Raw genomic sequence first — 18439 nt, forward strand, 5'->3', positions numbered from 1 at the left:
CGACTTGATCATGAAGTTCCATTGAGCGCCTGCCATCTTGACCACGCTGAACTGGTTCGGCTGCCTAGGGAGGCTCATCCCGTAGGGTGCTGGATTATTCGGGACGCGGACATCCCAGAACCTTGGAGATCCCGCTTCGCGGTGGCTCTGGGGCCAGCAGGTCGCGTGGAGGCAGGATTCTACTGGCATGATTGGACTGATTTTCTAGAGGCTTGGGCGCGCGAAGTCGCGCACGTGGAACAACATCGATTGGCACTCGATGACGAGTAACAGCAATTTCCTGAATGCCCGCGATGTTGCTCCAGTGGATCAGAGTGGTCTCTTGAACGTGGGAAGCGGGAAACTAGTCCGCAGGCGGAGAATGATGGAGCAGCACGTAAGAACGCTGGGCCGTGACAACCTGTCAGACCTCGAATCTGTTGAACGACTAGTAGCGTCAATCGGGCCAGCGGCGTTCGAGGCCGATGTACGTTTTTTATCGAGCCTGCACACCGTCGATACCGAGTCAGCTATCCAATCGATCAACCGCCTCACCCATCCCTCCCTAATCGGGATGAGCGAGACACCCTTCCGAATTTTCCAACGGCTGTGTGACGAACTGGTGTTACGAGCGCCGGCGTTGCTTCAACGCCCAAGTTACCGTTGCAGAAATGGTGATACTACTGCAGTCCCTTTCGAGCTCTGGTTGGCTATCGTCCGGCATGCCCGAGAGTTTTTTGACCCAGCAGGGTTGGATGCGGATTTTATGGTCGCGAGGATGCGGGAGGGACGTTCGAGCGAGGAGGCCTTCGATGCCCTTATTGCTTCGAAACGCCTCAAGTGATGGCAGACATCGACACCAAGCGATAAGCCCCCGATGCGCGTCTCGCCTCCACTCCATCACCAAGCCTCTGTGGTTGATCAGGAAAGGTTATCTCTCGCGTTGCAATGGCGTGATGACGATTCCCCAGAGTGCCTCCGCAGCACCTTCTTGAGACAGCTTCTGGTCGTGTCCGGAAAAGTGGGACATGCCCAGAGTTTTCAAGTACAGGGTCTGATCATCAGCGTTTACCGAAAGTGACTCGTTGTAGCTGTTGCCCGCGAACGAATCGCCTTGGCTGTAAAAAATCCCGGCACCCAGCTGACCTCCCGTAAACACCGTCCCCCTAGCGACGTCCCGTCCGTCCTTATAGATGACCGCAGAAAAGCGATTGGCGTCGATTCTACGATACACACCTTCATAGCCAGGATTACGAGCTTGAAGCTCTTGCAGGGAGTTCTCGAAGTAGCGAGCGATGTATTCGAAGGTGTCCAGCAAGAACTGATCTTTGTCCCGCTGGGTGAAGCTCTTGGCAACTCTAAGGTACTCGACCGGGGGCCAGTGGCCGGTAGCGGGGAGGGCGGCTGTGGAATAGTTGGCGCCGAGCGCGCGATTTGCGGTGCAGGAATGGGCACATCCTTGCGGCATCGTTCTGCAGCTTTGCGTACTGCCTGCGCTACTTGCAGGAAAGCTACATCGCGGTCAGGCCACAGGGTGACGGGTTTACCATCCTCAGGCGTGGCAAGCAGCTTACCGAACGGAGCATGATGCCAATCACACGCGCGCAAAATCACAGGGATCACGATCGCTTCCTTCGCGACGTGGCGCTCCATGGCGCGAGTCATCTCGATGTTGTAGCAATAATCAGAGGCGATGAAGTCCGGGCTGACCAGGAGAAGGATGATTTCGTCGCTGTTGATATGGTTGTCGATGGCCGCATCGATTTCTTGACCAGCGCCGATCCTGCGGTCATGCCAAGTGTCGATAACGCCCTGGCGCTTGAGCATCGATAGCTGCTTTTCCAGCTGATCACGAAGCGCCTCATCGGCATGGCAGTATGAAAAAAATACGCTTGGCAAGATCGGCGCTCCATGGATTGGTGGCGGCTTAGATCTTATGGGTTGTCCGATGCTTAAGTACAGGCTTTAACTTTCCCGTGTAGGACAACGTGCAGTGTGTCGTGCGATTCATAAAGCGCAAATTTTCATAGCTCTGGGAATCGATATTGGCAGGGATTCTTAGTCACTTCGGTGCGTTAGCTTCGAGTAGCGCTTCTTTTAGAGCTGCGAGAGCGCACTCCAAACGGCGATCTTCCCTAGGGTCGCAGCTTGCAGGTTTGTGCGATTGACAGTGGTGTAAGAGGGCCTCAAGGTCGTTTTGGTTAAGGTCGAATTCGATTTGCATCAGCTTGCTCTCTATAAGTGAAGGGCGACGGGTTGAAAGCTGGGCAGTGCCCAAGGAAATTAATGAGATTAGCGTGCAGGATGAAGTAGCGAAGCTGCTTTGGGAACAGTCGTGGCAGGTCTTCGGCGAATCTCTGAGCAAGGTATTAAGTGAGGCCTTTGCTAGCTACAAGCGCAGCGCCGGCTACGATTAGATGCAGCGCGTGTACCCGCGCGCGGTAGGTGACGAGGCTTTTCAAGTTTTGAGACAAGCGCTAATACAGCAGTGGCCCAAGGGCAATGGTGAGAGCTCGCACGCTTATGTTGAATTGCGTGGTCTTCAGAGTCTCCATTCGTGCCTTCATGCCGAGGCGAAACAGCTTTTGTTGGCAAGGAATAGTCATGAAATCATCCGTGACAGGTGGAGAGTAACCAGCGTTCGGCTACAGTTCATCGACCGCAGGGAGTGACGTATGAACTGTTCAATTTGTGGGGCGTCGGCTCGGGTGCTTGAAACCAACTTTCATGGTGCGATAGTTGATTGCGTTGAGTGTGGTAGCTACGTTGTCAGCGCCGAGGTTCTCAAAAAGAAGGAATTCTCGGGCAAGGTAGTAGCTGTCCAGGCGACTAGGCTGTGGCTCGTTAGTCAGAGGCTAGGGCACAACTATAGGCCGGTAATTACTGCCGATACCGTTCGCTGGGAAAAATAATTCCTACCGAAGACGCTCTCGTTTTGATATTGCTGATGGCTATCTTTTCTGCTTGGCCACTTCAGGCCAACAATGGCCCGGTCAGCACGAAAGCGTTGCCAGCTACAGCGCTTGTCTGAACTCAAGATTGCTCATATCGGTGGTTGTAAACCGATCACAAGGCTGGGAGGCTGGCGTGACATTTACCATAAGGGACATGCCGAAATGAGCTCAAGGAAAATCCTCGTCACAGGTGCGGCAGGAACGATCGGCACTGCTTTTTGGCAAGAGCGCGACGATAAATCCGATTTGCGTTTGGCCGATCTAGACGTAACTCACCTTCCGGACTCGGCACAGCGTTTCGCTCTGGATGTCAGGGATCAAGCCAGTTGCCTTCGAGCTTGCGAAGGTATCCATACCGTCATCCATCTTGCCGCTGACCCTGACCCAGATGCCGATTTCATGGACTCATTGCTTCAAGTGAACATCGTGGGCACTTACAACATGCTTTTCGCCGCAAAGGCACAAGGTTGCAAGCGCTTCATATTTGCAAGCAGTGCCCAAGTGATTGAGGGATATCCAACGGATGTTCAGATCCAGGAATGCATGGCACCTAAACCTGGCAATCTCTACGGAGTCAGCAAGGCGTTCGGAGAAGCTTTGGCTTCGATGTATGCAAACGATGGACAGATGACGACCATCGCAGTCCGTATTGCCAACGTAGCCAAATTTCAACAAGGGCAAACCCACAGTCCCAGAGACGTTGCGGCCTTTATCAGTTTTAGAGATGTTGTCGCACTTCTCAAGAATTGCGTTGAAGCCGAGCTGAAGGGTTTTCACGTTATCCATGGGGTCTCAGATAACCGATATAAGCGTCTCTCTATTGATCAGAGCAGAAAAGTTGTCGGGTATGCCCCCGTTGATGACGGGTTTCAGATATTGGAAGGAGGAGCTCAATCTGATTGAACGCAAATTACTCCTAACCCGTTACAAGGGACGGACTGTACCGGTGAAGTTAGGCGTTTTGCTCGGAGCCGTTCTATTTTTTGAGTGACTGCTTCTGGCCGAAAGCTGACGGCCACGCCTGACCGTCTTATGGCCGATTGCTGCCTGCAAAGGCAATATTAGGACTGCCGTATCCGCATAATCGCATCTGTGATTGCTTTTGCATTTGTGTCTAAGGTCTCTATTGCCATCACAGCGTTATCTGCAACCACCTCCACGCCAGTGGCTGAAAGCCAAACGGCGACCTCCTCGATTGCCGCCGCCAGTGCATGCTGGTTGTGCAGAAGCAATGTCAGCGCGTCCGCAGTGGCGATATTGGAAGCCGAGTTACTTGGCATGCTATCCATCCTGTAAATGGGGGTTTGCAAAGCCTAACTCATGCGGCCGCAGTTGAGTGGTTTAGATTTGCATCATTGGAGCCAGCAGCCGTTTTCGACCCTTAGCGGCCGCTCGGATATCACAGAATGCAGATTGTTAGTGGCTTAACGACCTCAGCACGTCGAATAGCCAGTTTCGTTTACCATTGTCAAGGCCTTCCTAGCCAAATCACATAATCCAAGGGGTTAACCCTTGGTTCATTTATTTCCTCGATCTCTACAGCTCCTAACTCAATTAGAACATTGGTATTTGCTGTGTTGGCCGTTGACGGATTTTTAATGTGGGCTGGTGGTAAAAATCCAGCCATTAAGAATGCGCCATAATCAAGCGGCGAGTTATAACCTAGTGGAAGCGGCTCTTCTCTTGTTGCTCTCAATACGAGTTCGAGGTGCTCAGTTATAAGTACAGAATCAATGGAAGGAAAAGTTACAGGGTTTCCGGTCACGTCTTTGTAGTATGAGTTCGCTGTTAACAGTCCAGACATTCCATTTATAAGGGGGGAGGTTGCTTCAAATAGGTGTTCCGTCCAAGCGATAATTAAGATGGAGGTGATTGATGGATCAACCGCTTTGAATGGAGAGAATTTTGATTCTGCACTAACGAGAAAATCTTTTATTTTGTTGTCTAGTGGTCTTGTTGCTTTGCCGGAATTTGCGAGTTTATCAAAAAAATCTATTTCGCCTAGCCTGGCGCCTAACTGTGTGTCATTGTTCTGTGCGTCTTTCATGTGCTTAAATATGGATGGGCACTTTATCTCGATGAGAGTTTTCCATTCGCCGCCCTCTAATAAAAGCTCAGGGTTTTTTTCTGAGGATTGCGTTACAGGCTCCCACTTGAAAGTTACATTGCTCGCGAGAAAGCCTTCAGCAAGTCTGTAGAAAATCACGACTTCTACCAGTAACTGAATAATCTGCTCGTAATGTGGTTCGTATTTTTCTCTTCCGGAATAGGATGCAAGCCGATTAATCGTCTCTTCGGAAAATCCTGGGATTTTGTATTCAATAAGAGCCAGCTTGTTAAGAAAGTCAAAAGAAAACTCAGTATGTTTTCCATTAGGAAGACCACGAAAGTGATACTGTAGCCAGTGCCATTGGCTGAATATCCTTGAGTTCAGAATTTGGTCAATATGTTTGGACATGGAGTGGTTAATCCTAATTATTAATTTTGTGCCAATTTTTTTATCTAATACAGACCCTCGCCATTTGTCAATCCTTGTACGGCTTGGGTGTCGTGTCAAATTATTATTGAGGAGAGGTAAAAAGAGCATGAGTGGCGTACATTACCGGAAGCATTAACTGGGTGTCCATGGACTACTTTTGACCGATCCCGGACTATCGTGAAGGGCCCAGATCGGCCCGAAACATGCGCTACGGGCCGATTCGTACCCCCGAGATCTGACAAGCCTCCACCCCTAGTACGCTTTCTATGTATGCCTCGACATCGATAATTTGGTCGTAGTTGTCGGAGTTTTAAAATTAGATACTATCTAACATGAAGCGCCCTCATTCCTTTGACAATATAGAACGTGCGCCACATTATCAGCTTTTAGCTGACAAACAACGTTTACCAGTGTCCGCTGTTGGCCGAACTGCCCCATTCGTGGAGAGCAGAAAAAGGCCAATAGGGGACAAGGTATTTAATACAATGTAGCATTCAGATGTCGAAAAAGACGGGCCGGTATGGTTAGTCCGGCCGTTCCCTCGGCAACTCTGTGTTGGCATCAGTCCAACCCCACGACCTTCACCTGACTTCACGGGCTCAGGATGGTGGTCGTGTTTCCACTGCACAGCGATCCCGTTTGGTGATGTTCAGTCCTTTTAAATTGGAGAACGTCATGCAAGCTAGAATTTCTGTTCTTACCCTCGGCGTACGAGATCTTGAGCGCTCCGTCAGGTTCTACCGCGACGGGCTTGGCCTTGTCACGGAAGGCATTATTGGTACTGAGTTCGAGAACGGTGCCGTCGCACTTTTTGATCTGCACGGTGGAATCAAACTCGCCTTGTGGCCGACGAAAAGCATTGCCTCGGATACTGGAATACCGTTTCTGGACGGGAATGTTTGCTCAACCATAGGGCACAACGTTTCTTCCAAGGATGAAGTCGATACGGTTCTAGAAGAAGCGAGGAAAGCCGGAGCGCGGATTGTCAAGCTGGCGGCAGAGACGTTCTACGGAGGGTATGCGGCCTATTTCGCTGACCCGGATGGGCACTTGTGGGAGATCGTGTTCAATCCGCAAATGCTTCCAATGCTGTAGTAGGTTGGCTGCTGAGTGGGACAAGTTCACCACTCATTACGAAGTGGAGATCGTCGTTCGTCCATGTGCGATTCGGATCGAAAACGGCCACTTATGAACCGCTGCTTCTGGCTGATTGCTGCCCGCTACGACAGGCAGAAATCGGCCAAAAGCAGAAATATAAAGAGTCTACTAAACGTGGGGCGATTCAGTCCGGCAGAGCACACATACCAGAACTCTCATTTTTTGTAGTCTACGTACAGCGTAGATGACAGTGGATTTTTGCCGATCTCGTAATCGGGATTCAGTGTCGCGAGGTTGTGAGCGGCGATGCCAACACCGGCCACCAGACCTACGGCAAGCGCTCCTAGCGCCACTGGTGCACCGACAATGCTCGCTCCGGCAAAACCTGCAAAACTCCCCATCGAGAGGTTGCGAGCCATCATATAAATCCTGACAGACATGCCTTCTGATTCAATAGCGTTCTCCAGCCACGTCAAAGTGTTTGAGTACCTGTTGAATTCGCCGCACTCAAGAACAAAACTCTGATGTGACTTTATTTTATTTAAGACAAAATCATTAGTCACATCTTCAATTTTATAAACATTAACATCCATGACGCTTTCTCCAGGTTAACACTACAGCTCGCTATCGGCAGAGTCCAGCAAAGCTTTAGAGCTAGCGTTTAAATACTGCATGAATGGTTTATGAACTAGTAACTAAGAACGATGAATATTTTGAATCACTCCTGATTCTTTAGAGCATTGAATGACTGCTTTTGGCCGTAAGCAGCCGTTCAAGGCTGCTCATTTCTGCAGCGGTAAGTGCCCGTCTCGTGGTCGCTACTTGGCTCTCACCGTCCACAACTGATCTAGTTTTGTTGTGTAGCTCTGGCTCATCAACTCCCGACGCATCGCCCAACCAGGTGCCGCCGAAACGCTGGCTAATCGAAGAACTCCCTTTCCCCAGCGACCATTAATCTCATCCAGCACACCCATCACCTTGTCTGCCATCGCCGGCTGGGATTGCGCGAACAGGTCATCAGTGAATTCGCCATGCTGCCGCAGATCCATCAGCAGGACTTCCGCCTTGCTGTACTTGTAGCCGGGACGAAAGAGACGATTGACCGCTTCGGTCGCAGCCTTCGTCATCAGCCGCACGTCGTTGGTCGGGTACGGTAACTCGACCAGCGCTCCATTCGCATACTTCGCTTCTTCAGGGTTGAACATGCCGGTGCGAATGCTCACGCGGATTTTCTTGCAAAGCGAGTTTTGTGCTCGGAGTTTTTCTGCCGCACGTTGGGTGTAGGTGGCGACCGCCTCCTTGATCGGCTCAATCTGCGTGAGTCGCGTGCCGAACATTCGGCTGCAGCAAATCTCCTGCTTCGGTGGATCAGCTTCCACCAGTTCCAAGCATGGGGTACCGGCCAGCTCGCGAGCAGTCTTCTCAATCACCACGCTGAATTTCTGGCGAAGCATCCACGGATCGGCTTTCGCTAAGTCCATGGCGGTCTTGATGCCCATTGTTTCCAGGTGTGCCTTCATGCCCTTGCCAATGCCCCAGACTTCGCCGACGTCGGTGTTGCGCAGCGTCCAGTCGCGTTTGAACGGATCGCACAGATCCACTACGCCGCCGGTGATATCGAGCAGCCGTTTGGCTGTGTGGTTGGCGAGTTTGGCCAGCGTCTTCGTGCGCGCGATCCCCACCCCGACTGGAATGCCTGTGCGCTTGAGAAGGGTGGAGCGCATGTGCCTGCCAAGCGCGGACAGATCTCCAGGCATGCCAGTCAAATCAGCAAATGCTTCATCGATGCTGTAGACCTCAAGTGCCGGAACCATCGATTCGATGGTCGTCATGACGCGTTCGCTCATGTCTCCGTACAGAGCGTAGTTACTGCTGAAAGCCACGATCCCATGCCGGCGTAGATGGTCTTTGATCTGGAAGTACGGCTGGCCCATTTTCACGAAAGGCTTGGCGTCATAGCTGCGCGCAATCACACAGCCATCGTTGTTGGACAGCACCACGATGGGCGTCTTGGCGAGGTCGGGTCGGAAGACGCGCTCACAGCTCGCGTAAAACGAGTTGCAGTCGATCAGGGCGAAGACAGGCTCACGTATTGTCATGATCGCGGACGCTGTATTTCACGACTCCCCAGATCACCAGCTCGTCACCTTCCATGACATGTCTCGCCGGGTATTTCGGGTTTTCCGATAGGAGAATCACGGCGTTCTCGCGCAGAAGCAGGCGCTTGCAGAACGGTTCCGAATTCAAAGCGGCGATAACGATATCGCCACTGACCGCTTCGATGCTCCGATCGACGATCACCATATCCCCGGAATAGATACCCGCGCCTTGCATGCTGTCTCCATCAATCTTTACCAGGTACACGTGCGGAGCTCGGATATCAAACAGCTCATCCAGGGAAATGTGCTTTTCGATGTGATCAGCCGCAGGAGAGGGGAAGCCCGCCGGTACCTTGGATGAATAAAGTGGCAGCTTCTTACCGCCAGTAGCGAGTGGGCCGAGGAGGGTAATGCTCATGATGCAAGCCTTACAAGGTTAACTGTACATGCATACAGTTAACGATTTGGTTCGCTTGCGGTCAATCTCATAGGTACGACAATTCGACGGATGACAGCATGTGCGGACGCTACTCGATCTACGAATCGATGGATCACTACCTCAAAGAGCTTGCGCCAAAGCAGTTGGTGATCAATGGCTATGACCTCTGGCCAGTCGAGCGGTACAACGTCGCACCGTCAACGCGGGTGGAAATCATCCGGCCGGTGGAAGAGGGCCTGAGCATTGATAAGGTCAAATGGGGATGGGCGCCATTCTGGGCGAAGGGAAAGCGTCCTGACCCGATCAACGCGAGAGTCGAGACCGTCATCACCGGCAAGTTCTTCAATCAGCTCTGGCCAAACGGACGCGTACTCGCGCCAGCGAATGGCTGGTTCGAATGGGTCAAGGACGAAGATGATCCGAAGAAAAAGCAACCGTATTTCATTACTCTGAAAGAGCAAATTCCGATGTTCTTCGCAGGGTTGGCCGAGGTGCACGAAGGTATGGAGCCGGATGATCGCGACGGCTTTGTTATCATCACCGCTGCGAGTGACGAAGGCATGGTCGATATCCACGATCGCAAACCCCTGGTTTTATCGCCTGAGCGTGCCCGTGAATGGGTCGATCCCGACACTTCACCTGAACGAGCTCGCGAACTCGCAATGGAGCACTGCAGGCCTGCTACGGATTTTCACTGGTACAAGGTTGGCAAGGATGTGGGGAATGTTCGTAATCAGGGCGCGCACCTAATTCAGCCGCTATCTCCGGCTTCGGATGTTGACGACTGACTAAAACCGAGAGTCGACAGTATTCGTCGGCGGAACGACGAGCTCTCCACAATTATTTGGAATTATGGTCGAGCTATCATTATCGCTAGTTAAGAATTTTCCCTAGCCCGGTTACGAAGCGGGCACGAAATGCAGAACTGCAATACACTCTTAATCACCTATCTAATCGAGACCTGTCATGTCCAAACTCGCCGAATTCCGCCAACTCGAAAAACACCTCGCCGAACAGCTTCAGGCTCTGGAAGCCCTCAAGGGCGACGCGGGCCTCAAGAAAGAAATTGAGTTCGAAACAAAACTGCGTGATTTGCTCGCAAAATACGGCTACAGCTTGAAGGACGTGATCAATCTCCTAGATCCGCAAACTGGTCGTCGCGCTCCAGCTGTCGAGCCCAAAGCGGGCAGCCGCAAGCCTCGCCAATTGAAGGTTTATAAAAATCCTGAAACGGGCGAAGTCGTAGAGACCAAGGGCGGGAATCACAAAACGCTCAAGGAATGGAAAACAAAGCACGGCGCCGCGACAGTTGAGTCCTGGCTGAGTAACTAATTACCTTCGAGAGAAGGCCCTTATAGGGCCTTTTTGCTCATCTTGGTACGTGCGGAACAGCTTCATCGCTCGCTGGATAGTCAGAGTAGTCAGGCTGATATGGTTATAGAAGACCTGAAAATCAGATGGTTGACTTAAATCTTTGGCGATACTCATTCGGGGTCACGCCAAAAAACTTACAAAATTTCCGTATCAAGCTTGCTTCATGTCCTAAACCGGTCAGGTACGCAATTTCCTTAAGAGGGCATTCCGTGCTCACAAGCAGGTGACGCACCGCATCAATTCTTAATTTTTCGACCATCTTGCTCGGAGTCTGGCCTGTAGTAGTCTTATACCTTCTTACGAATGTACGCTCGCTCATGTTCATTCTCTTAGCGAGAGTGGGAATTGATAGATCTTCTACAAGATTTTCATTCATCCACGCGTGCAGATCTGAAAAAGTTGAGCTTCTGGTTTGCATGTCTAAGCTAGAACTGAATTGATTTTGATCGCCAGGCCTCTTCAAGAAAACAACCAAGTGCTTGGCCACTTTCAAAGCAAGGGCGTGTCCTAAATCAGATTCAACGAGTGCTAATGCTAAGTCGATACCCGAGGTGACGCCGGCTGATGTCCAGATACGTCCGTCGTTGACAAATATTGGCCCACGATTGAGTAAAACATCGGGATGGTTTCGCTCAAGCTCATCATACGCAGACCAGTGCGTCGTCACCTCACAGCCTGAAAGCCCTCCCGTTGCGGCTAAGGCGAACACCCCGGTGCATACGGAGACCAGTCGTGTAGCTCTTCCAGCGTGTCTCTTAAACACAGTATCGAAGCGCGGATTTTTGCAGAAGTCATATATCCCTAACCCACCCGGGACAATCAATGTGTGCGGGGCAGGTGTGTTCTGATCTAAAGGTATTGAGTGGAGGTGCGTGCCAGGAAGGACAGTCGAGATACTATCGAGCGAAGCTATCGATAGATTGTAAGGTAGGGCTTTCGGATCCGAAAAATAGTTTGCTGTTAAAAATACTTCAAGGGGCCCTGCGAGGTCGATTAGGTTCGCATTAGAAAATGCCATGAACTGAATCGTTTTAGTAAGCATTCAGCGTCCCCTGCACGCATTAATGTAGGGCGTATGTATTCATTTTTGGCGTAAATCGTCAACCTATTGTCATTTATTTTAGACGAAATGATAGCGTAATATCATCACGCCGGCGATTTCTCGCTGCCGATTAAACATCGGAATATCTGATAGTTTTGACAGTGTTGATTCACTTTCGCAGGCAGTCCTGGATCGAGCGTAGGTATACCTCGGAAGCGAAGGAGACTAGGCAAAGCAGTTCTGGCTCAGCTTTAGTGTGCTCATCGTAATGGAATACAAAAACAATAATTCCATAACAGCTAACGAACATTGCTGGTCTACTATTATGTCAAAATTATATAACTATGTTGAAGCAACTAAGAAATGCGAAGAGCTCACCATGCAAATGGTGGAAGACGTTGGCGGCATTGTTTTCTCAGTGAGAGCACTGGAACACACCTTCTTGCTTGCTAACCTTGAGGTTGAAAAAGCCGCGCAAATTGATGTTAGTGACTCCGGCAAAGCTACATCTCTGCCGTCTTATATGCTTGCTAGGGAATTAAAAAAGCTTAACTTTTCTCTAGAGGCTTTGAAGACGACAATCAAGCGTAACATTGGCGAAAGTCTCAGTTATCTAAACTCCGTCACAACTAGTCTCGAAATTGATATCCATGAAGATCCGGATGATCCACTTTCAGAGGCGTTTTGTGAGTATAAGAGAGTGTTGATTAAAAGTATTCGTACTTTGAAGAAGCTTGATGATGAATTGTTCAATGCAGAGATTAGTCTCGTAGATAATAAGCAGTGATCAGTTTGCAGGCTTTATTCGTGGCGAGCAGATATCAGCTTTTGAAAAAGTTGTGCTTCGCATTACCAAATAATATTTCTATGAAAAGTCATCCGCATCCTGAGTGTTTCGCTCGCGATGAAAAACGACTGTCGGAGTCACTATGTATTTCAGAAATTTAAGTATCTCTAAAAAAGCTACTCTATGCTTTGGGATTATCACTGCTATTCTAATCGCGCTGGGTGGGTTTTCTTATATTCAGTTATCACATCTGCGGGCCGCTGGACAGCAGTTGGCAGAGAATGCGCTTCCAAGCACGCAAACTATTGATGATATCCAAATCTCTTTGCTAAATGCTCGCTTGGAAAGCATCAGAATGCTCGCGAATTCAACGAACGTAGCGGGAAAGCTGGCGGCAGAGTCTAAAGTCCAAAATGCTGTGCAAACTTTAGAGGCTCGAAGTGAATATTATCGAAAGAACCTAATTTCCGACGATCAAGACTTGGCTCGTTTTGACGCCGCAGACCAAGCAATGAGGATTTACATTGCAGGACTCGAACAATTAACTAAGCTTGATTCATCTGAGCATGAGCGCGCGCTAGCTTTCGCCAATACTACTCAAGCGGATAATGCCAATTTATTTCAGGATAAACTAAACGTAATTAGGCAGTTCAATGCAGAGCAAGCTAAAGCCCTGGGTGTCGAAGCTGGCGAGGTTTATGAAAAGAGTGTTGAAGTACTTGCTGCTGTTGTTCTTGTATCTTTGTTGCTCACGGTCGTATTAGCTATAGGGTTGACACGTAGCATTGTAAGACCAATAGGAGATTCGCTCAGGTTGGCAGAAGAAATTGCATCAGGAGATCTGACCCGTCGCCTTGAGATTTCAGGATCGGATGAAGTGTCTAGGCTTATGGTCGCACTCAATTTAATGTCAAAAAATCTCCAAGGGACAGTTTTGGAAATTTCAGAAGCCTCCATGCAGTTAAGTTCAGCCGCCGTCGAAATGACGTCTATAACCGAGGCTGCGGATCGACTTCTTCAACAACAAAATAGCGAAATCGAACAGGCTGCTACGGCTGTCACAGAAATGACTTCAGCGGTGGAAGAAGTTGCTCGTAATGCCACCTCAACCTCACAAGCTGCCCAAGAGTCTAGTGAGTCAGCTAAGCGCGGTAACCTCCGTGTTTCTGAGACCTTGAGCGCCGTTGAAACCCTGACAGATCTCGTAGAAAGTTCGTCTTCTCAGGTGGTTAAGCTGGCAGCGCAGGCGGAAGATATAAGTCAGGTTGTGGGAGTTATCCGAAGTATAGCGGAGCAAACCAACTTGTTGGCCTTGAATGCAGCTATCGAAGCCGCGCGCGCAGGCGAACAAGGGAGGGGGTTCGCTGTTGTCGCTGATGAAGTCAGAGCACTTGCTCATCGAACTCAAATTTCCACTTTGGAAATTGAAAAAATGATAGCAGCCATCCAGAGTGGGTCATCAACTACTGTCGAGTCTATCCGTAAGAGCACTGAGGAGGTTTATAACACCAAACGGACAGCTGAGGGCGCGGGCCAGTCTCTGCAGCAAATCACTGACTCCGTTCTTCAAATCAACGAGCGTAATTTGCAGATCGCGGTGGCGTCAGAGCAACAAGCTAATGTCGCGAGGGACGTTGATAGGAGTTTGATCAGCATTCGATCTTTAGCCATCCAAAGCAGCGAGGGTGCGAATCAAACAATCACCGCAAGTAATGAACTAAGTCGGCTTGCGGTTAACTTGAACAGCCTCGTTCAAAAATTCAAAGTTTGACATGAGTGCCAGATACATCAACAGGCCTTAGCTTCCCTTCACAGCTTGCTTTTTGTAATGCGCAGAGGAATTGTACGGATGCTGATCAAAAATTCGATCAAGTCTCGCATGCTTATAATGGTGGGGGCGTGCCTTGGCTTGATAGTCGTATCTCTCGTTACGATTGCTATCTATAGAGCTGACGTTAATACACGCTTAGTTAGCGCGGAGGCCCAAGGTCTTCTAAAGGACGCAGCCGACAAAATATTGGTGGCTGAAGCTGGGCTTCAAAGCGCAGCTGTTCAGAAATATTTCCAGGGCGCGTATCAGAGCGGGCTCGACATTTCGACCAGTGCGGTTCAAGTCCGCAAAATGATAAGGGATGGAAGTCTGGAGTCGCTAACGGGAAGGATTGAACTAATAAATTTAGTTTCGGATAATCTAAAGTCGCACCCTGAACTGCTCAGTTTTTATATCATTTTCGAGCCTAACTCACTCGATGGGAATGACAAGTTATTTATGGGAAGGGATGACCTTGGGAGCAACGAGGTCGGTCGATTTTCGTTCTATGCGGCGCAGCAGGACGGACGCCTTGTTGTTCAGGCGACACCTGAGTCTGTTATCTCTGATACGGCCCTGACACTTGATGGTACTGAGTTCAATCGTTGGTATACCTGTCCCCAAACATCCGCTAAGCCGTGTTTGTTATCTCCTTATTTTGACGACTCGTCGGGTCGGAAAACATTGATCACCACGCTTTCGTTTCCTCTTTTGGATGGTCAAAAGGTACTTGGAGTGGTTGGTATGGATATTAGCTTGGAGTCGGTGCAACAGTTGGTACAGGAAGGTAACACGAAGCTTTTCGAAGGAACGGGGCAAGTGAGTATATTCAGCCCAACCGGACTCTTGGCGGGCCACAGTGCAGATTCAAAAAAACTGGGATTGCCCTTGGTTAAGGCCGGCATTGATGATGCGATGGAGCTACTGAACTCCGTTAGAGGCGGCTCGACGTCTGTCGCTTTGCTGCATGGCAACCAGCGGGTGTCTCTCCCGGTGCAGCCTATTCCAGACTCCGCTAATTGGGGCGTTGTGCTAGACGTTCCTAATCACGTTGTAATGCAGCCAGCCCATGCTTTGACGGCGAAATTGGTTGAGCGCAATTTCTCTGATGCAGTTTGGTCAACACTTTATGGAGCCGTCGCTCTAAGTTTGGGATTATTGATAGTTTTCTTGATTGCTCGAAGAATCGTAACTCCGATCCACCAAGTTTCGGAAATGCTTAAAGAGGTTGCAGGTAGTGGGGGTGATCTTACAAAACGACTGCACTATTCCCGTAAGGATGAACTAGGCGTTCTGATGATGTGGTTCAACACATTCCTCGGTAAGCTTCAGCCAATGATGTCCGATTTGAAGCGACTGGTATTAGAGGCGCATAGCAATGCCGATAGATCAGCAACCATCTCGGATAAAATCAGCGCTGAAATGCAGCAGCAATACCGGGAGATTGACCAAGCGGCTACCGCGTCGAATGAAATGAGCTCTTCAGCTCAAGAAGTGGCACATAGCGCGACCAGGGCAGCCGATGCTACAGGTGAAGCTGGAGTCGCAACGCAGGATGGGCAGCGAATTATCAAGGCGACATGTGACACGATTGAGGGTTTGGCGAAGGAAATATCGACGGCCATGTTAAAGATCGAAGGGCTAGCCGGCAGTAGCGATCGTATCGGCAGCGTACTCGAGGTGATCCAGGCAGTAGCTGAGCAGACTAACCTTCTCGCTTTGAATGCGGCTATTGAGGCTGCAAGAGCGGGAGAGGCGGGCCGGGGCTTTGCAGTTGTGGCTGAGGAGGTTCGCAACCTCGCGAGCAACACCAGTGATTCCATTGAAGAAATTCGCGACGTGATCCAGCAATTGCAGAGAAATACGCTCGAAACAGTCAGCGCAATGAAAAAAGGGGTAGCCCAGGCTCAAGTAGCAGTAACGCATGTGGGCGATGCTTCAAAAGCATTTGATCGGATTAATGAGTCTGTGGGCGTCATTAACGATATGAATTTTCAGATTGCCTCTGCAGTTGAGGAGCAGAGCAGAGTGGCAGGCGAGGTTAGCCAAAACGTGATCACAATTCGGGATGTTACGGAATCGCTTTCAACGCAGGCGCGAGAGTCTCAAGAAGTCAGCAGAGCAATTAATTCGTTGGCCATTCAGCAACAGGCACTGGCCAACCAGTTTGTTACGTAACTAGCCAGGGTGGCACCTAGCGACGCCGATAATGTTGTCGTTTCGTCTCACAATACAATTAGAACTGTCTCTTTTGATGCTAATAACAAGACGGCTTGCGTGTCTACACTGTTCACGCAAGCCGTTATTTTTTAAGCGTAAATCAGACGAATGATGTCCTTGGTGGTTTCAATGTAGCCGTTGACGTCCTCGTCTGTCATCGGGAGTGTGAGACCCACTTGGCCCCGGTGTACCGGGTAGTAGCCCCGAGTCGCCATTTCGAGTGCGTAGATACCCATGCTGTTTTCATCGATTTTATGCCAATAGTCACGATGTGTGTTGATAGTCTGGCCAAGCTCTTTTGTGAATGCGTATGCGAATACCGAAAAGGAGCCGAAAACGGTAAATGGATATTCGGACTCTTTGGCCCAATCATTCAGTTCGGATTTGATCTTCGCTGCCATTTCGTTGAGTCGTCGATAAGCATGCTCATCCATGGCTTTAAGGCAGGCAATGCCAGCAGCACAGGCCAATGGATGCCCATGGTGGGTGCCAGAAATCATAACCTGGTTTTCCTCGATAACGCGGAAGACCTCTTTGCTGCCGCCAACTGCTCCGATGGGTAGGCCACCACCGATCATTTTCCCGAGGACTGTCAAGTCCGGCTTAATTTGATACTCGCTTTGCAGCCCTTTGAAATTCGCACGGAGTGTAATCGTTTCATCAGCGATGAGAAGGATGCCCAGCTCTTCAGTAAGAGCTCTAAGCTTTTGTACGAAGTTTTTATCTAGCTCTACAATTCCGCCCGCACAAGTTTGTAATTCCATGATCAAACATGCAATTTCGTCTGCGTTGCCACGAAGAACTTTTTCGCAAGACTCGAAATCATTTTGAGTCAGAACGATTACGTTGTCGCTTTTGTAGGCAGGAATTCCGTCGGAATCTGGAAGCGCTTTTGGATTTGAGTCGGGGCCGGGAAAATTGTTTGGATTAGGGTGGGCGGAAATGGCCAAGTCATCCGAAAAACCGTGATATCCCCCCTCAAATTTGGCAATTTTTTTACGGGCTGTATAGCCTCTGGCGATACGGACGGCACTCAAGCATGCCTCGCTAGCGGAGCAAAAAAACTTTACTTGCTCAACGGAATCGATGCGCTCACAAATCAGCTTTGCCAGATCGAGTTCATGATTGGTAGGATTACCGAATGAGAAACCATTGGGTAGTGTTTCTTGGATTGCATTTATTATCGCTGGGTGATTATGGCCCAGTACATTGGTTGCAAAATTATTATTGAGGTCGAGAAGTTTTTTACCTTCGATGGTATGAAGATACTGAGCTTCGCCTTTATCTACGAAAATTGCATGCGGGCCATAGCCAAATGTGCGCCTGCTAAAACCTCCTGGAATATATTCCTTTCCTTTCGAGGTTTCTTCTTTGGAAAGAGAAAAGGCTTCAGAGAAATTTTTAAGCGATTGCTGGTAATTAAGCTTCATGGCTATTTCCAAATGTACTTAAATTATGGTTGTTTTGAATTATCTCAGACTTTGCCAATATTTTTATGCACATTACGAATTAGATCTCGACACCAGAGTTGACGCTCATGAGGGTTCGTAGTCTCCTCATTGATACAGCTTCGGCTTCTGTGCACTTGACGAAAGCTAAGGTCATATTATTTTCACAATAAGTATGGGAGCAATGGGGGTTTATAGATCGTTTGATCAGCATTTGTGATTGCTGATTTTTTTCAAAAACTGCGAGTTCTATGTAGATTGGCCTTTCAAATCCATACGCAGTGAGATCCATTGTTCAGACTCGAATGGAATATGGCCGCCAAATGAAAAGCATGGCACCCTACATGGTTGAATAGTAAGGGCCGGAATCGCAGTATTTTAAAGTGTTACCTCTCAAAGCGATTGTTACGGTCTGCGCCCTGGCTGCCCGCTATCAGGCGGGTTTTTCGTTGAGTCGCCGAGCATTCGCAGCTTTTGGGAAATAAGCTACAGGGTCGCTGTGTGAACTGGGGGGACTACAAGCTTCATCCAGATCCTGTATTGACATAAATTTGAGCGTTCTGCACTGATTGGGTGCATCATTCAATCAGCCAGCCGAGGCGGGATCCGCAGGTCGGGTAGAGCTTCGATGCTTTTTCGCGAATGCAGTAATTTGCATGATATTTGCAAGGGATAGCTCTTCCACACGCTCCGTGAGTAGCAGGTACCCA

Annotated in this window: 14 protein-coding genes and 5 pseudogenes; 10 read left to right on the top strand and 9 right to left on the bottom strand. The window is 49.5% G+C overall.

Features of this window, described 5'->3' with window-relative positions:
* Window positions 1-364: 364 nt before the first annotated feature.
* Complete coding sequence (locus LIS66_RS09705) at window positions 365-823, top strand: hypothetical protein (protein ID WP_227974106.1); 459 nt, start codon at window positions 365-367, stop codon at window positions 821-823.
* An 87-nt stretch (window positions 824-910) separates the two neighbouring features.
* Here the strand turns inward: LIS66_RS09705 and LIS66_RS09710 are convergent, their stop codons facing one another.
* On the bottom strand, window positions 911-1297 hold the full coding sequence (locus LIS66_RS09710) for a hypothetical protein (protein WP_227974553.1): 387 nt from the start codon (window positions 1295-1297) through the stop codon (window positions 911-913).
* 317 nt (window positions 1298-1614) lie between these two features.
* Window positions 1615-1878: pseudogene (locus LIS66_RS09715) on the bottom strand (toll/interleukin-1 receptor domain-containing protein); the annotation flags it as partial.
* A 1217-nt stretch (window positions 1879-3095) separates the two neighbouring features.
* On the opposite strand from LIS66_RS09715, the gene LIS66_RS09720 reads away from it, so the two are divergent.
* On the top strand, window positions 3096-3836 hold the full coding sequence (locus LIS66_RS09720) for an SDR family oxidoreductase (RefSeq protein WP_322746243.1): 741 nt from the start codon (window positions 3096-3098) through the stop codon (window positions 3834-3836).
* Between the two features lie 158 nt (window positions 3837-3994).
* On the opposite strand, the gene LIS66_RS09725 is transcribed toward LIS66_RS09720, so the two are convergent.
* Together LIS66_RS09725 and LIS66_RS09730 are read right to left on the bottom strand one after the other, a co-directional pair.
* On the bottom strand, window positions 3995-4213 hold the full coding sequence (locus LIS66_RS09725; RefSeq protein ID WP_227974108.1) for a hypothetical protein: 219 nt from the start codon (window positions 4211-4213) through the stop codon (window positions 3995-3997).
* A gap of 188 nt (window positions 4214-4401) precedes the next feature.
* Window positions 4402-5391: a hypothetical protein gene (locus LIS66_RS09730; RefSeq protein ID WP_227974109.1), complete on the bottom strand. Its 990-nt coding sequence runs from the start codon at window positions 5389-5391 to the stop codon at window positions 4402-4404.
* Between the two features lie 696 nt (window positions 5392-6087).
* Between LIS66_RS09730 and LIS66_RS09735 the strand changes: the two genes are divergently transcribed.
* Window positions 6088-6507 carry a VOC family protein gene (locus LIS66_RS09735; RefSeq protein WP_227974110.1) on the top strand — a complete coding sequence of 140 codons (420 nt, stop codon included), beginning with the start codon at window positions 6088-6090 and terminating at the stop codon, window positions 6505-6507.
* A 218-nt stretch (window positions 6508-6725) separates the two neighbouring features.
* Here the strand turns inward: LIS66_RS09735 and LIS66_RS09740 are convergent, their stop codons facing one another.
* The 3 genes from LIS66_RS09740 to LIS66_RS09750 all read right to left on the bottom strand — a co-directional run bounded on the left by LIS66_RS09740 (window position 6726) and on the right by LIS66_RS09750 (window position 9027).
* Window positions 6726-7103, bottom strand: a complete 378-nt coding sequence (locus LIS66_RS09740) for a hypothetical protein (RefSeq protein ID WP_227974111.1) — start codon at window positions 7101-7103, stop codon at window positions 6726-6728.
* Window positions 7104-7328: 225 nt separating this feature from the next.
* The gene (gene umuC, locus LIS66_RS09745) at window positions 7329-8609 is read right to left on the bottom strand and encodes a translesion error-prone DNA polymerase V subunit UmuC (protein ID WP_227974112.1); all 1281 of its coding nucleotides are present in this window, start codon (window positions 8607-8609) and stop codon (window positions 7329-7331) included.
* Window positions 8596-9027: a LexA family protein gene (locus LIS66_RS09750; RefSeq protein WP_227974113.1), complete on the bottom strand. Its 432-nt coding sequence runs from the start codon at window positions 9025-9027 to the stop codon at window positions 8596-8598. Before LIS66_RS09750 ends, umuC begins: the two co-directional genes overlap by 14 nt.
* Window positions 9028-9125: 98 nt before the next feature.
* Here LIS66_RS09750 and LIS66_RS09755 point away from each other — a divergent pair, with 98 nt between their 5' ends.
* Complete coding sequence (locus LIS66_RS09755; RefSeq protein ID WP_227974114.1) at window positions 9126-9836, top strand: SOS response-associated peptidase family protein; 711 nt, start codon at window positions 9126-9128, stop codon at window positions 9834-9836.
* A gap of 178 nt (window positions 9837-10014) precedes the next feature.
* On the top strand, window positions 10015-10380 hold the full coding sequence (locus tag LIS66_RS09760) for a histone-like nucleoid-structuring protein, MvaT/MvaU family (protein ID WP_227974115.1): 366 nt from the start codon (window positions 10015-10017) through the stop codon (window positions 10378-10380).
* Between the two features lie 121 nt (window positions 10381-10501).
* Here LIS66_RS09760 and LIS66_RS09765 read toward each other — a convergent pair whose 3' ends face one another.
* Window positions 10502-11464, bottom strand: coding sequence for a GlxA family transcriptional regulator (locus LIS66_RS09765; RefSeq protein ID WP_227974116.1), 963 nt, complete (start codon window positions 11462-11464; stop codon window positions 10502-10504).
* A gap of 268 nt (window positions 11465-11732) precedes the next feature.
* On the opposite strand from LIS66_RS09765, the gene LIS66_RS09770 reads away from it, so the two are divergent.
* From LIS66_RS09770 to LIS66_RS27940, 5 genes and pseudogenes are all read left to right on the top strand, one after another.
* Entirely contained in the window at window positions 11733-12251 is a 519-nt protein-coding gene (locus LIS66_RS09770) for a hypothetical protein (protein WP_227974117.1), read from the top strand.
* A 142-nt stretch (window positions 12252-12393) separates the two neighbouring features.
* A pseudogene (locus tag LIS66_RS27925) lies at window positions 12394-13116 on the top strand (MCP four helix bundle domain-containing protein); the annotation flags it as partial.
* Between the two features lie 306 nt (window positions 13117-13422).
* Window positions 13423-14022: pseudogene (locus tag LIS66_RS27930) on the top strand (methyl-accepting chemotaxis protein); the annotation flags it as partial.
* Window positions 14023-14373: 351 nt separating this feature from the next.
* A pseudogene (locus LIS66_RS27935) lies at window positions 14374-15333 on the top strand (chemotaxis protein); the annotation flags it as partial.
* A gap of 390 nt (window positions 15334-15723) precedes the next feature.
* Window positions 15724-16239 (top strand): annotated as a pseudogene (locus tag LIS66_RS27940) (methyl-accepting chemotaxis protein); the annotation flags it as partial.
* 131 nt (window positions 16240-16370) lie between these two features.
* Here LIS66_RS27940 and LIS66_RS09785 read toward each other — a convergent pair.
* Window positions 16371-17711, bottom strand: a complete 1341-nt coding sequence (locus LIS66_RS09785; protein ID WP_227974120.1) for an aspartate aminotransferase family protein — start codon at window positions 17709-17711, stop codon at window positions 16371-16373.
* Window positions 17712-18439: the final 728 nt, after the last annotated feature.

The organism is Pseudomonas sp. HN2, assembly GCF_020736465.1.
GTDB classification, from domain to species: domain Bacteria; phylum Pseudomonadota; class Gammaproteobacteria; order Pseudomonadales; family Pseudomonadaceae; genus Aquipseudomonas; species Aquipseudomonas moraviensis_A.

Bases quoted from the DNA above. Each gene is read 5' to 3' on its own strand.
- LIS66_RS09730 (WP_227974109.1), bottom strand. From the start codon at position 5,391: ATGTCCAAACATATTGACCAAATTCTGAACTCAAGGATATTCAGCCAA.
- umuC (WP_227974112.1), bottom strand. From the start codon at position 8,609: ATGACAATACGTGAGCCTGTCTTCGCCCTGATCGACTGCAACTCGTTT.
- LIS66_RS09760 (WP_227974115.1), top strand. From the start codon at position 10,015: ATGTCCAAACTCGCCGAATTCCGCCAACTCGAAAAACACCTCGCCGAA.
- LIS66_RS09770 (WP_227974117.1), top strand. From the start codon at position 11,733: ATGGAATACAAAAACAATAATTCCATAACAGCTAACGAACATTGCTGG.
- LIS66_RS09785 (WP_227974120.1), bottom strand. From the start codon at position 17,711: ATGAAGCTTAATTACCAGCAATCGCTTAAAAATTTCTCTGAAGCCTTT.
- LIS66_RS09755 (WP_227974114.1), top strand. From the start codon at position 9,126: ATGTGCGGACGCTACTCGATCTACGAATCGATGGATCACTACCTCAAA.
- LIS66_RS09750 (WP_227974113.1), bottom strand. From the start codon at position 9,027: ATGAGCATTACCCTCCTCGGCCCACTCGCTACTGGCGGTAAGAAGCTG.
- LIS66_RS09735 (WP_227974110.1), top strand. From the start codon at position 6,088: ATGCAAGCTAGAATTTCTGTTCTTACCCTCGGCGTACGAGATCTTGAG.
- LIS66_RS09765 (WP_227974116.1), bottom strand. From the start codon at position 11,464: ATGCTTACTAAAACGATTCAGTTCATGGCATTTTCTAATGCGAACCTA.
- LIS66_RS09725 (WP_227974108.1), bottom strand. From the start codon at position 4,213: ATGCCAAGTAACTCGGCTTCCAATATCGCCACTGCGGACGCGCTGACA.
- LIS66_RS09740 (WP_227974111.1), bottom strand. From the start codon at position 7,103: ATGGATGTTAATGTTTATAAAATTGAAGATGTGACTAATGATTTTGTC.
- LIS66_RS09720 (WP_322746243.1), top strand. From the start codon at position 3,096: ATGAGCTCAAGGAAAATCCTCGTCACAGGTGCGGCAGGAACGATCGGC.
- LIS66_RS09705 (WP_227974106.1), top strand. From the start codon at position 365: ATGGAGCAGCACGTAAGAACGCTGGGCCGTGACAACCTGTCAGACCTC.